Source organism: Bacillus sp. GW823-FHT06A11 (genome assembly GCF_058795355.1).
Window position 1 is genome coordinate 477,827 of record NZ_JBXAHS010000003.1, and the last position, 13,638, is coordinate 491,464.

10 protein-coding genes are annotated in these 13,638 nt (G+C 33.7%); 4 read left to right on the top strand and 6 right to left on the bottom strand.

The features are described from left to right. Positions 1 to 38: 38 nt before the first annotated feature. Complete coding sequence (locus tag AC1Q8L_RS16700; RefSeq protein ID WP_000800663.1) at positions 39 to 428, bottom strand: VOC family protein; 390 nt, start codon at positions 426 to 428, stop codon at positions 39 to 41. A gap of 188 nt (positions 429 to 616) precedes the next feature. After that, positions 617 to 1,438, bottom strand: coding sequence for an MBL fold metallo-hydrolase (locus AC1Q8L_RS16705; RefSeq protein WP_025118024.1), 822 nt, complete (start codon positions 1,436 to 1,438; stop codon positions 617 to 619). Positions 1,439 to 1,855: 417 nt separating this feature from the next. Between AC1Q8L_RS16705 and AC1Q8L_RS16710 the strand changes: the two genes are divergently transcribed. The 4 genes from AC1Q8L_RS16710 to AC1Q8L_RS16725 all read left to right on the top strand — a co-directional run bounded on the left by AC1Q8L_RS16710 (position 1,856) and on the right by AC1Q8L_RS16725 (position 5,082). Next, positions 1,856 to 2,503: a DJ-1/PfpI family protein gene (locus AC1Q8L_RS16710; RefSeq protein ID WP_000407025.1), complete on the top strand. Its 648-nt coding sequence runs from the start codon at positions 1,856 to 1,858 to the stop codon at positions 2,501 to 2,503. A gap of 150 nt (positions 2,504 to 2,653) precedes the next feature. After that, on the top strand, positions 2,654 to 3,481 hold the full coding sequence (locus tag AC1Q8L_RS16715; protein WP_000551446.1) for a peptidoglycan-N-acetylglucosamine deacetylase: 828 nt from the start codon (positions 2,654 to 2,656) through the stop codon (positions 3,479 to 3,481). Between the two features lie 157 nt (positions 3,482 to 3,638). Further along, positions 3,639 to 4,301 carry a DUF3841 domain-containing protein gene (locus AC1Q8L_RS16720; RefSeq protein ID WP_016512662.1) on the top strand — a complete coding sequence of 221 codons (663 nt, stop codon included), beginning with the start codon at positions 3,639 to 3,641 and terminating at the stop codon, positions 4,299 to 4,301. Positions 4,302 to 4,410: 109 nt separating this feature from the next. Next, on the top strand, positions 4,411 to 5,082 hold the full coding sequence (locus AC1Q8L_RS16725; RefSeq protein ID WP_000395169.1) for a TerC family protein: 672 nt from the start codon (positions 4,411 to 4,413) through the stop codon (positions 5,080 to 5,082). 59 nt (positions 5,083 to 5,141) lie between these two features. Here AC1Q8L_RS16725 and ltaS read toward each other — a convergent pair whose 3' ends face one another. The 4 genes from ltaS to AC1Q8L_RS16745 all read right to left on the bottom strand — a co-directional run bounded on the left by ltaS (position 5,142) and on the right by AC1Q8L_RS16745 (position 13,503). After that, positions 5,142 to 7,115 carry a lipoteichoic acid synthase gene (gene ltaS, locus AC1Q8L_RS16730; RefSeq protein WP_000808777.1) on the bottom strand — a complete coding sequence of 658 codons (1,974 nt, stop codon included), beginning with the start codon at positions 7,113 to 7,115 and terminating at the stop codon, positions 5,142 to 5,144. A 518-nt stretch (positions 7,116 to 7,633) separates the two neighbouring features. Continuing rightward, complete coding sequence (locus AC1Q8L_RS16735) at positions 7,634 to 9,259, bottom strand: ABC-F family ATP-binding cassette domain-containing protein (protein WP_000633860.1); 1,626 nt, start codon at positions 9,257 to 9,259, stop codon at positions 7,634 to 7,636. Between the two features lie 308 nt (positions 9,260 to 9,567). After that, positions 9,568 to 12,684, bottom strand: a complete 3,117-nt coding sequence (locus tag AC1Q8L_RS16740; protein WP_025118025.1) for an MMPL family transporter — start codon at positions 12,682 to 12,684, stop codon at positions 9,568 to 9,570. A 252-nt stretch (positions 12,685 to 12,936) separates the two neighbouring features. Next, positions 12,937 to 13,503 (bottom strand): TetR/AcrR family transcriptional regulator, encoded by a 567-nt coding sequence (locus AC1Q8L_RS16745; protein ID WP_001107300.1) that lies wholly within the window; start codon positions 13,501 to 13,503, stop codon positions 12,937 to 12,939. Between the last annotated feature and the right edge of the window lie 135 nt (positions 13,504 to 13,638).

Consider the following 13,638-nt stretch of genomic DNA (forward strand, 5'->3'; position numbering starts at 1 on the left):
CATTTTGTTACACTCTATTTCATATGAAAATAGTTTCTTTATTCAGATGCATTCATAAGCACAATTCTCCAACCATCTGGATCCTCTATTGTGGTTCCTTTCTCTATCCAATACGGGTTCTCTGGCTCCACCTCATGATAGCCCATATTACTTAATCGATTCACTATCTTTTCAATTTCATCTTTATTAGGCATATAAAAAACTAGTAAATTATCTTTTGTCGGTGCCGGACATGGACTTCCATTAACATGTGTAGTAAACTCCAAATGATACTCTTCATCTGGTAAGCCAAACATAACCCCATCATATCCTTCATGATTGTGAAATTCCCCTATACGTTTTAAACCTAATCCTGTTTCATAAAAATTTATCACTTCTTCAAATTTATCTGTTGGTCTTGCAATTCTAAATTGAACCCAATTCTTCATGCAAATCTCCTCCTTTTCATTTTCCAAAGCTTTATAGTAATTAGTATAGGTTACATATATTCCCTTTAACATCCCTCATTAGTGTGAACTTCCTAAGTTGAAAGACCTATTAGTTAATAAACAATAGGACTTTAGTATAAAATTCATATAAAATTAGTTATATAAATGTAGAGATGAATTACAAGCTATTACGTATGAAATAGTTCTCCTTGCAGGGCCTTTATATACCGATCAGCAGATCTTTGTACAGCTTTATTCGCATCTTCCACCACACCATGAAATGCATTATATAGTCGACTAAATTGGATATCTTTTACCTTCTCTGCCATATCTCTAACTTTATTCGCTGGTAATGGAATGAGATTGGGATAACTATACATAAAACTTACCCATTTTCGATCCGAAACTACTTGTATAATATCACCTGATAACAAAATGCCTTTCCCTTCATTACCGTCTTTCCAATGTAGAACAGTTCCCCCCTTAAAATGGCCTCCTAAGCGATGCAATGTAAGTTCTTCCGATAATATCAGATGCTCCCCAGACCAAAATTTAATTTGCTTACTCGGACGAACCACCCACTCTTTATCATCTTCATGAATATAAATAGGTACATTGAATGTTTCCGCCCATTTAACTTGTGTAGAGTAATAATGTGGATGAGAAAGTGCTATTGCTTGAATACCACCTAAATCATATATACGTTGTATCGTTTTATCATCTAAATAACTAATGCAATCCCACATAACATTTAGAGTTTTACTTTGTATTAAAAATGCTGTTTGTCCAATCGCAAATTTAGGTTTAGTAGTAATGCTATACAAACCGCTTTCTTCTTTTATTATTTCGTTTTTGTATAAATTGCTATTTTGCATCGTTTCTAATGTTGTCCATGACTGCCCAATTGGATTAACATATTGTCTTTCCTCATTACAAATTTTACAGCGAGAAGGTGCTTCTTCATTTTCGGGATACTGTACTCCACATGTAGTGCAAATATAATTATCCATATTCCCACTCCTTTTTTCATGTAATTGTTTCTTTACCAATATTTTAATAAAAAACAAAAATATTCGAATCAATAATTGGAACGAAAATGAAATGATACGAAAGTATGATTAGTCTCCTTTCGTTTTAAGACTTTAGCCTAAGTACTATATTTTTCATTTCTTCTTTCTGTGAAAGTTGCATATCGTTTTTAATAGAAATTCCAAGTAAATTAAACTTTTACCCATTAAATAAGTGAATACATCTTTTCAAAATAAATGAACCTATTCATAGATTTCGTCACACCTTTGACACAGTTGCACTAAGCGATACACATTAGGGGTATAGTATATTTAAAGTAACGATAAAAGAATATTCAATAATTTTATCTTCCTTATCGTTACTAGATTCAATTCGTAACAAATAAAGGAGAGGTTTTAATGGAAATCGTTATTATGCTCTATGATGGAATTACTGCATTAGATGCTATTGGTCCATACGAAGTATTTGCTGCAGAAAGCAACAACAACATAAAATTTGTTGCTAAAACGAAGGGATTAATAAAATTAGATTCGAAAATGGGCTATTTACATGCTGATTACAATTTTAATGAAATTACTTCAGCAGATATTCTTATTATTCCCGGATGTCGTCCACCAAACTTTACACAACTTATGAAGGATGAAGAAACTCTTAATTGGATTCTCCAAATACATAAAACGACAAAGTGGACTACAACTGTATGTACGGGCTCCTTAATCTTAGGTGCTACTGGTCTACTAAATGGTGTTAATGCTACTAGTCATTGGAGCTGTTTTAACTTACTTCGTTCTCTCGGAGCTATTCCAACTGAAGAGAGATTCGTGCGCCATGAAAAAATTATAACAGCTGCTGGTGTATCTGCAGGTATTGATATGGCCCTTCAGTTAATAGCTTGGGAATTTGGAGATGAAAAAAGCAAAGCAGTTCAACTCATGTTAGAATACGACCCTCAGCCTCCCTTTGATACAGGTTCTCCTAAAAAAGCGCATGCATCCTTATTAGAAGATTTAAATTTGATGATTGAAAGTTTAAATAATAAAGTTTAAATTCATCCTATTTTTCAAAACTGCAATTGATATAAAATCTTGCATACTTTTGAATAAACTTTTTTACACTTGTAAAAAAGTTTTTTTGCATTTCCCTACCTATAATTGCTAATATAGTAGAGTAGAACTTTTATAGAGAGAAGGAAAATTATGCACAATGGAATTCGAATGACAACTTTAGTAAAAAGGGCTATGTTAGTTTGTGCGGGGGTATTATTCACATACGAAGCGGCTTTGGGATCAATACATACTGCTCTAGCTAGTACAGAGGATGAAGCAAAATCTGTTCAACTTGTAAGTGAGATTCAAACATCTCTTGCTCCGAAAGAAGCTCCTAAACATTATAACGGGCAAGTTAGAAAAGTCGCTTATTTAACATTTGATGATGGTCCTGGAAAATACACAGCTGAGCTTTTAGATATGTTAAAGAAAGAAAATGCAAAAGCAACATTCTTCCTAATTGGTTCAAACGTAAAAGCTTTCCCTGATCTTGTAAAACGCGAAGATGCTGAAGGCCACTACGTTGGGATGCACAGTATGACTCATAACTACAAGAAACTTTACACAGAAGGTCATTACGTAGATGAAATGAAGGAAGACCAAGGCTTAATCGCTGGTGTTTTAGGTAAATCACCAGTATTAACTCGTCCATCTTACGGCTCTATGCCAGGATTAAACGAAGCTCTTCGCAACAAAGTTGTAGAAAATGGCTTAAAAGTTTGGGATTGGACAATTGATTCTTTAGACTGGAAATACAACAAAATGCAAGTTGATGCTGCATCTGCTAAAATTGTAGAGAACGTGTTACATGGTGCTACAAATCCAACAGAAGTTATCCTTATGCATGATATTCATCCACAATCAGTAAAAGCAGTACCTGGAATTATTAAAGGACTGAAAGAAAAAGGATATGAATTAGAAGCATATAATGAGAACGAACATTTCCCATTAAACTTCTGGCATGATAATCGTATGTAATGAAAAGACTTGATTCCCTTTAGCTGGGAATCAAGTCTTTTTGTCGTTTTGGGAATTACTCCTCGTATATTCGACTCAAATTCCCCCTTCTCTAATATCAATAAAAATTCAAAATCACATGTTATACTAAAATTCAGTTTAAATAAGTAGGTGCCATATGATCGTATATACAGTACAAACTGAAGAAGCTTGGAAACAATTTAAGAAACTTGGTTATTTAGAAAGTAATAAAGAATTCATCGATCCAGACGATTTATATTCATATGACTGGATGGTGCGCGTTGCTAAAACAAGATTGCTTCATTACGAAGGTAACTATCCTATTTGGGTCTGGGAAGCAAATAATTACCCAAATCGAAATCATAAAGCTTGGGGTAGAACAAATTCAAAAATGGTAATTTTAACACTAGATGTACCGAAAGAATGGGTACTATGGAGCTATTTTGACTATTGGTGCTGCGCTATGACTGATGGATCAATATATTTACATACAAAAAATAAGTGTACTTTAGATGAATGGTATACATATATGGATAAAAAATACGAGATAATATTTGATTTCGATTATTTATTATCTCATCCTGATTGGTGTCTAGGTAAAGAGGATTCGTTAGAAAAACAAGGTGTTATCGGCAACATCCCCCTTTCCTTCGTAAAAAAAGTAAGGCGTTTTCGCGCTAAGGAAGATACATCTATTAATGAAATCAGAAGTGATAACTGGGATAGTAGAAAAGAAAACCGTATTAAAAAGATGAATCGAAAATTAAGAAAAAGAATCGAAAAACAAAAAAGATTGCAAAAGCGACTTATACGAAATTAAAACAGATTTATCAAAATATAGTAAGAAATTATGGATTGAATATAAAATTTCAACCCTTTTTATATTATCAACACTTTAGCACATATTAACCATAAGGAGTGATATGTATATGGAGTTTCTCTCATCTGAATATTTGTCTGCCTTGCTTGCCATCATTGTAATCGATTTAGTGTTAGCCGGAGATAATGCCATCGTAATTGGATTAGCAGCAAGAAGATTACCGAAAGACCAACAAAAAAAAGTTATTATATGGGGTACTGTCGGGGCAATCGCTATTAGAGCCCTCGCTACCTTAGTTGTCGTTTGGTTATTAAAAATACCTGGTTTACTCCTAATTGGCGGTATACTTCTTATATGGATCGCTTACAAGTTGATTGCTGAGGGCAAAAATCATGATATTAAAGCCGAAGAAGGATTTTGGTCTGCTATTAAAACCATTATTATCGCTGATGCGTTAATGGGCATTGATAATGTACTCGCTGTTGCAGGAGCTGCCCATGGTAACTTTTCTTTAGTAATCATTGGTCTATTAGTTTCTATTCCTGTAGTCGTATGGGGCAGTACATTGATTTTAAAATGGGTGGATCGTTTTCCTGTCATCATTACGATTGGAGCAGCCGTTTTAGCTTATACTGCTGCAAAAATGATTGTAGATGAGAAATGGTTTGCTGGATTTTTCGAAAGTAACCCTTTCATTAAATGGGCATTTATCATTATTATCATCGTCGGTGTAGTTTTCTTCGGAAAGGCAAAACAAAAAGCAACAGCTAGTTCTGTCTAATAATGATGGTATATTTACAAATAAAAAGCGCTATTCATATGAATAACGCTTTTTATTATTTATTTAGCTTCCCCTTCCGGAGTCGTTTTTACCTTCGTTTTGTTTTTATCACGATTGTTATAGTTATACTTCGAACGATCTACTGGAGTGAATCCTTCCGGTGTGTAGAATCGTAATAAGTCACCATTTACGACTTGGTCAGAGTATTTTAGTGAGTTTTGAACCATTTGTTCATTTTTCTTTATTTCATCTGTAAATTCTACAGGTTTTCCAGTTGTTGTATCATAGTATTTGCCGTTCAGTGCAGTAACAGTTGGGCTTACGTAGTTACCGTTACGGAACGCAACGACTTGTTTATGCTCTGGTGATAATAAATCTGAACCGAATTGAACATAGTTTTTCGTATCTGTACCTAGTAAGTGTAATAACGTAGGAAGAACGTCAATTTCACCGCCATATTGATGTTGTACGCCACCTTTCACTCCTGGTACACGAACGATTAAAGGCACACGTTGTAACTGTGCATTTTCAAATGAGTTCATTTCTTTACCCATTACTTTTGACATTGCTGCGTTATGATTATCTGAAATACCGTAATGGTCTCCGTACATAACGATAATTGAGTTATCATATAAACCAGATTGTTTCAAGTAATCGATGAAACCTTTTACAGATTCATCTAAATAGCGTGCTGTTTGGAAGTACGTATCTACTGATGAATCGCCTGTTGTCGCTGGTTCAATCGTTGCTTCTGCCTTATCGATTGGATAAGGGAAATGGTTCGATAACGTAATAAACTTCGTATAGAACGGTTGTTTCAACGTTTGTAATAACGGAATAGATTCATTAAAGAACGGTTTATCTTTTAATCCGTAGTTTACTACATCTTTTTCATTCATATCATAGTATGACGCATCAAAGAATTTATTAAAACCAAATGATTTATAAATATCGTCACGGTTCCAGAATGTTTTGTAGTTACCGTGGAATACTGCTGATGTGTATCCTTGTTGTCCTAAAATAGCTGGTGCTGATTGATACGTATTATGAGATTTCGTTGTAAAGACAGAACCTTGCGGTAAACCAAACATTGAATTCTCTAACATAAACTCCGCATCAGATGTTTTCCCTTGTCCTGTTTGATGGAAGAAGTTATCAAAGTATAGTGTATTCGCATCTTTTGTAAATGAGTTTAAGAACGGTGTAACTTCTTGACCATTTAATTTGTAATCGATTAAGAAGTTTTGGAATGACTCTAAATGAATATAAATTACGTTCATTCCCTTTCCTTTACCGAAATACTCAGGATTTGGACTTGCATAAGTTGATGTTAAATAATTTCTTACTTCTGTCATATTATCCCCATCAGCTAATGCTCGTTCTGTTGATGCTTTCGCACTTTGAATACCATCGTAAATTGTATAGTTGTATGCCCCTAAATATTTCACAATATAATTTCTATCGAATGTTCTTGTTAATAATTCAGGACGGTCGGATTCTGCAAGACCTAAGTTAACACTGAATAATAAAATACCTGCTACAAATACTAGAGATAATTTATGCTTCGCAACACGAATTGGTTTTGGATTTACGAATTTTGTTGCGACTAACACAATTAATATAATCGTGTCTAAGAAGTATAGTGGATCATAAAGATGTAGCAACGCAAGAATACTACCACCTAAATCTCCAAAGTTATTCGTTTGTGTTAATGTCGGGAACGTAATAAAGTCACTGAAAAAGCGATAGTAAACTACGTTTGCGTATAAAAGAATCGACAATAACAAGTTGATAACGATTAACCAAATATAAGATCGTTTCCCTTTTGCAAATAATGCAAGTCCTAAAAATAGAACTGCTGAACTAAGCGGGTTGAAAAACAGCAAGAATTTTTGGATTGTGTTTGAAATTCCTAAATTAAATTCCGTTACATAGGCTGCATACGTTTTGAGCCACAATAAAATAACGGCAAACAGAAAGAATCCAAAATGATTGCTTAACACACTTTTGCTCTTTAATAAGAACTGTTTCATTTCTCCACCTCTTTTAATCATCCAAGGCTTATTTTTTATAAGTCTGTCTCTCTATTCAAATTTTCTTCTTCAAATAGATTATCTTTATTTAACTATATGAAGAATATTAGTAATTATAATTTGAAGCTAGTATTTATTCAACTATTTCTTTTTAAACATTTTGACCTTGGTTTCTATTTAACAAAATAAATTTGTAACATTTCCTGTTTTCTCCCAAGATTCATCCACTAATTATGACATCCCATACTATATACCTTTATAAACTCATTCGCAAACTATTCTATCTCCAATTTTGGTACATATTTCACATGACAAAATAATGTTATTTAATTATATTGCTCACCTTACATTCCCCTGCTTCAACTAAATCTTAAAGTCATTACATCTCTTCCGTACATGAAAAATCCTCATGTTCATTAATATTATATTTGAATAATTATTCATTTGCCCCACCAGTGGTGTTATGTTTTCTCGACAAAAAAACTCGCTCTAAAAAGAGCGAGTTTTTTCATGATATATTATTGACCTTTGTACATTGCATCTACTTGTTTTTGAAGCTCTTCATTTTCTAAGTACTCATCGTAAGTTGCCTCTTTATCGATTACACCGTTTGGTGTTACTTCGATAATGCGGTTTGCAATTGTTTGTACGAACTGATGGTCATGAGATGTGAATAACATTGTACCTTTGAAAGCAATTAAACCGTTGTTTAATGCAGTGATAGACTCAAGGTCTAAGTGGTTCGTTGGATCGTCAAGTGTGATTACGTTCGCACCACTTAACATCATTTTAGATAACATACAACGAACTTTTTCGCCTCCAGATAATACAGAAACGTTCTTCTTAACTTCTTCACCTGAGAATAACATACGGCCTAAGAAACCACGTAAGAAGCTTTCTGACTCATCTTGTGGAGAGAATTGGCGTAACCAATCAACTAAGTTATAGTCACTGTTCTCAAAGTATTTAGAGTTATCTCTTGGGAAGTAAGATTGAGATGTTGTAACACCCCATTTGAATGAACCGCTATCTGGCTCCATTTCACCCATAAGGATTTTAAATAATGTTGTCATCGCGATATCGTTACGACCGATAAATGCAACTTTATCACCTTTATTTAAAGTGAAGTACACATTATCTAACACTTTTTCGCCATCAATTGTTTTAGAAAGGCCTTCAACAGTTAATAAGTCATTTCCTATTTCACGCTCAGGTGTGAAGCCAACGAATGGGTAACGACGTGATGATGGTCTAATATCATCTAATGTAATTTTATCTAATAATTTTTTACGAGAAGTTGCTTGTTTCGCTTTAGATGCGTTTGAGCTAAAGCGTGCAATGAAGTTTTGTAACTCTTTTACTTTCTCTTCTTTTTTCTTATTAGCATCTTGTGTTAATTTTAAAGCTAATTGGCTTGACTCATACCAGAAGTCATAGTTACCAACATAAAGTTGAATTTTACCGAAATCAAGATCAGCCATGTGCGTACATACTTTATTTAAGAAGTGACGGTCATGGGATACAACGATTACTGTATTTTCAAAGTTCATTAAGAAGTTTTCTAACCATTGAATCGCTTTTAAGTCCAAGTGGTTGGTAGGCTCATCTAGTAATAGAATATCAGGTTTACCGAATAATGCTTGAGCAAGTAATACTTTTACTTTCTCTGCACCAGTCAATTCTGATAATTTTTTGTCATGAAGATCTTCACCAATACCAAGACCTTTTAGAAGGATTGCAGCTTCTGACTCAGCTTCCCAACCGTTAAGCTCAGCGAACTCACCTTCAAGTTCTGCAGCACGCATTCCATCTTCATCACTAAAGTCTTCTTTCATGTAAATAGCATTTTTCTCTTGCATTACTTTGTAAAGTTGCGTGTGACCCATAATTACTGTTTCTAATACTGGGAACTCTTCATATTCGAAGTGGTTCTGTTTTAATACTGCTAGACGCTCACCTGGCGTAATATGTATATCACCTGTTGATGGTTCAATTTCTCCAGATAAAATCTTTAGAAATGTTGATTTACCAGCACCGTTTGCTCCGATTAAACCGTAGCAGTTACCTGGCGTGAATTTTATGTTAACATCTTCAAATAATTTGCGATCCGCGAAACGCAAACTAACGTTACTTACTGTAATCATTTGTGTCCTCCTACTAATACCGCTTATTTCAGCGTTTTCTCACCGATTGTCTTAAAAAATCGCATATTACGACTCAATTATTGTAGACTATAGCTATTATATAGTAGAAGCTGGATGAATAGCAACGGTTGATTACTATTCATCCCTTTTCTATCTTGAATAAAATGTACGTTTTTAACGAAATAATATTATATAGAAGCATATTTCATAATGAACAGAGATATGAAAGATGAAAAATTCACAAAATATAAAGATGTGATGGACAAATTTATTAAATAAGAAGAATCCCCTTTTAAAAGGGGATTCTTTTACTTTCTTTTACTTAATTTTTTCGTATAATTCTTCATTTTATTCGTTAACCCTATTAACGCAGGTATCAATATTGGCATCACAATAATAGCTAATAATAACAGTGCAACACCAACAACAGATGCTACTTGTATAAGCGTCAATACACCTGAAGGGATTAATGCAGCAAATGTACCACCTAAAATAAGTGCCGCTGATAATACGACTCCTCCTATGTGACGAGATGCATTTACAATTTTCGTTGCTGGGTCCCCCTCTAGCTCATTGTATCTCATCATTACGAAAATGCTATAATCCACACCTAAAGCGACTATCATTATAAAACTAAAGAATGGTACATTCCAGCTCAATGACTCTACGTTTAGTATGTGTGTACTAATTTGTTCACTTATACCAAGTGATGCAAAATAAGCTAATATTAAAGATCCAATAATGAAGATTGTATTTAAAAATGACCGTGTAATAACGAGTAATACAACCGCAATTCCAATTAACATAATTGTAGCTGTACGTAAGAAATCTTGGCCCGTTACTTCTTTTAAATCAACGTTTCTTGCTGTTGTACCGCCGATCGCTTTTTTTGTTGATTTTAATTCTGTACCATTTAATGTACCGTCTATCGTTTTATTAATTTCTTCAATGATTGGCATCGCTTCTTTTGAATACGGATTTACGTCTAAAATGATTGTCATTTTAGCAGTCTTTCTATCATGTGACATGTACGTATTTAATGCTTTTTGGAAATCTTCTCCCTCTAAAACTTCTTTTGGAATATAAAATTTCTCAGAGCTTTTTGATTCATTCAATTCTCCTAAATATTTCTGAGCATCCCCTAGTCCGTTACTTACCTTTTCGAGCCCTTCTGTACTTTTAGATAATCCTGATTGTAATTGCCCCATCTGTTCTTGCAAGTCTTTCAGCCCGGTTAATAACTGGCCTTGCCCATCATTTATTTTTGTTAATCCGGTTTGTAACTCAGATGACTTGTTCGCAATTTGTTTAGAACCTGAAGCACCTTCATCTAATCCATTTTTAAGATTAGCTGCTCCTTTTTGTAATTTAGTAACTCCATTGTTCATTTCTTTTAAACCGTTATCCACTTTCAATAACGATTGATTCGCTTCTTTAAATGAGCCCATCGCCGCTTTATGATGCGTTGCTAATTGATTTAATTCATTTGAAAGCACACCTAATTGCTTCTGAGCCTCTTTAGCAATTCCTATCGTTTGTAGTATGTTCGGATCATTTGCTAATTCTGGTTTCGTTTGAATAAAATTGGTCATTAACACTTCAATTTGTTCATAACCTTTTTTCGCACCATCAATTGCTTGAGAAATACTTCCGAAGTATTGATCGTAAGAGCTTAAACCTTTTTCTAACTGTGCATAACCAGCATGAAGTTGTGAAGTTGCATTAGATAAAACATTTATATTTTCATTTACTGAAGTTAATCCACCCTCAATTTGTTGCGCACCTTGTGCTCCGTCATTTATACCACTTGATAGTTGATGTAAAGCTGTTCCTAATGCCGTTACACCGTTTTTCGCTTCGTTTGTTCCATCAATTAACTTTTGAACGTTTGCAAGACTATTTGAGTCTTTACTACCCATTTTATCTTTCGCAGCAGTTAACCCATCATTAATGTCCTTTATACCACCATTGGCATCTCCTAACCCCGTATTTAGTTCTCCAGCTTGTTTATTTATATATAGTTCTTTTATCCTTTCCCCAGTTGGACGCGTCGGTGAATATACTTCTGACACACCTTTCACTTTCAAAATCTTATCAGTTAGTTCATCTAAAGTTTGAAGAGAACTCGCCTCGTCTAACTTGTTATCCGATTGAATGACTAACGTACTTGGTGAAGAAAAACCAGGTGGAAAATGTTCTTCTATTACGTTAATCCCCTTTTTCGATTCATATTTATTATCTACTTCAAATAAATCATTGTAATTTAGTGTGTTAGAATATTTCATTAGGAAAGGAATCGATATCACAAATACAATGATTAAAGCTGCGAATGGTCTTACTACTGAGTTTTTCGCAAGAAATCCCCATAAACGACTATCCTCATGACCTTTAAATGTTTTTACTGGATAAAACATTCCTTTTCCTAAAAGCACCATAAAAAATGGATTTAACGTAGTTAATACGAGTAATAATACTGCGACACCAATTGCTACGGCTGAAGTAGACTGATATAATTTAAAACTCGCTAAAGCAAGAGATGCAAAACCAATTAGTACTGCTATCCCACTATATAAAACGGTTTTCCCTGCCGATTTAAACGTTTCTTTCGTAGCTAAAAATGCATTTTCTTGTTTACTTAATTCTTCCTTAAACCTTGTATATAATAAAATGTTATAGTCTGTTCCAACCCCAAACAGGACAACAACTACAAACACTTGTGTAAAGTTAGAAAACGGAAAATTAAATTGATCTACTAGGTGGGCAATAATCCCCATTGAAACTAAATATGATACACCCACTGTAAGCAGAGAAACGATTGGAACAATTGGTGAACGAAATACAATGATTAATACAACTAAAATGAAAATGATAGAAATAACTTCTGTCTTTTTCACTCCCTCTTGAGAGGATGTAAGAAAATCACCCGCTATTAAATCACTTCCTGTTAAGTACGTTTTAACTCCCTTCGGTTTAATTTTATTATGAAGCCCATTCGCAATTTTTGATATTTCACCATGTTTTTTATCTACAGAAATTTGCGTTAAAATGGTCGTATTGTCTTTAGATATCAATTGTTTTTCCAAGTCTTTATTATCTAAATGTGAAACAACTTCCTTAATTCCTAATTGCTCTTTTTCATTTTGTAAAGCGTTGATTGTTTTTATTATTTCATCTTTTTGCTCAGTTGTTAAAGCTGCTTTACTTCCACTATTAAAAACAGCTATAACATCATATTTTTCTGTCCCGTCTTTATCCATCTCTCTTATCATTTTGTCAGCGATACTACTTTGCTCTGTATTCGGAATCGTAATATGCCCTTTTTCTTTCACTAATTTATCCATATTAGGCATCGTTACGATCATTGTAATAGTAATAACTATCCATAATAGAAAAGATAAACTTCTCCAATTTTTTAGCTTACTCATTTTAATCATCTCCCGTTTTGAAAGTATAATGTTAGTTCCGGAATGAATATTCATTCCTATTATTTTGAAACTATTTTTAGGAATGAACGTTCATTCCTATCATTCTATTGATTTATTCTATAGACCCTATTAAACTAATCTTTTCCGGAATGAATGTTCATTCCTTTGGTTGCACAAATACCCTCTCCTACTTTCATTTTTTAAATCTATTTAGGAATGAATATTCATTCCTGTCCTTATAAAGCTATAGAATCAAATGATTCTAATAGCATTCCAAGAGCTTTCTTCCAATTCTTTTACTAACTCTTTCGAGTATTCTAATTGCCCTGTTGCAATTACTTTCGTTAATGCTTCTAGCGGCTGATATACAATAATAATTAAAGCAACTGGAGGCAATGGACGAAGAAAACCTTTTGCGATTCCATCTTCAATAATATTCATAAAGAAGCCTATAAAATCGTCAAATATTTTCTTACTTTGTTCATCAAGAAAATAACTGTCACAGTGAGAATTTGTAAATAAAAAAGCGTCCACATTGTTTCTCGCAAATTCAAATAAACGGTTGTACGTATGACTAAACTGTTCACGAATATTTGCTTCAACAGGAAAATCTGTTTTTATCATTTCAGAAAGCTCTAACATACTTTTTGAAAATAATGAGTTAACTAGTGCCTCTTTATTTTCAAAATAGCGATAAATAGTACCCGCACCGACTTTTGCCTTTTCAGCGATCATTGGAATTGTCGTACCATCGTAACCACGCTCTGCAAAAAGTTGCATCGCAGCATCAAAAATATCCTCTTGTTTGTTTTTAGCCATTTTTTCCACCTCTATTTTTAGGAATGAAAATTCATTCCGTTTTTAATTATAAATTACAAGGACTAAAAGTCAAGTGCGTAACTACGTATAGTTGCAATTTTAATCCCTTGTTTGTGAATCAATTTATATCAGCGG

What these genes read in the sequence shown, in the direction of transcription:
- AC1Q8L_RS16745 (WP_001107300.1), bottom strand. Translation starts at nt 13,503, where the DNA reads ATGGCTAAAAACAAACAAGAGGATATTTTTGATGCTGCGATGCAACTT.
- AC1Q8L_RS16705 (WP_025118024.1), bottom strand. Translation starts at nt 1,438, where the DNA reads ATGGATAATTATATTTGCACTACATGTGGAGTACAGTATCCCGAAAAT.
- AC1Q8L_RS16700 (WP_000800663.1), bottom strand. Translation starts at nt 428, where the DNA reads ATGAAGAATTGGGTTCAATTTAGAATTGCAAGACCAACAGATAAATTT.
- AC1Q8L_RS16725 (WP_000395169.1), top strand. Translation starts at nt 4,411, where the DNA reads ATGGAGTTTCTCTCATCTGAATATTTGTCTGCCTTGCTTGCCATCATT.
- AC1Q8L_RS16740 (WP_025118025.1), bottom strand. Translation starts at nt 12,684, where the DNA reads ATGAGTAAGCTAAAAAATTGGAGAAGTTTATCTTTTCTATTATGGATA.
- ltaS (WP_000808777.1), bottom strand. Translation starts at nt 7,115, where the DNA reads ATGAAACAGTTCTTATTAAAGAGCAAAAGTGTGTTAAGCAATCATTTT.
- AC1Q8L_RS16715 (WP_000551446.1), top strand. Translation starts at nt 2,654, where the DNA reads ATGCACAATGGAATTCGAATGACAACTTTAGTAAAAAGGGCTATGTTA.
- AC1Q8L_RS16735 (WP_000633860.1), bottom strand. Translation starts at nt 9,259, where the DNA reads ATGATTACAGTAAGTAACGTTAGTTTGCGTTTCGCGGATCGCAAATTA.
- AC1Q8L_RS16720 (WP_016512662.1), top strand. Translation starts at nt 3,639, where the DNA reads ATGATCGTATATACAGTACAAACTGAAGAAGCTTGGAAACAATTTAAG.
- AC1Q8L_RS16710 (WP_000407025.1), top strand. Translation starts at nt 1,856, where the DNA reads ATGGAAATCGTTATTATGCTCTATGATGGAATTACTGCATTAGATGCT.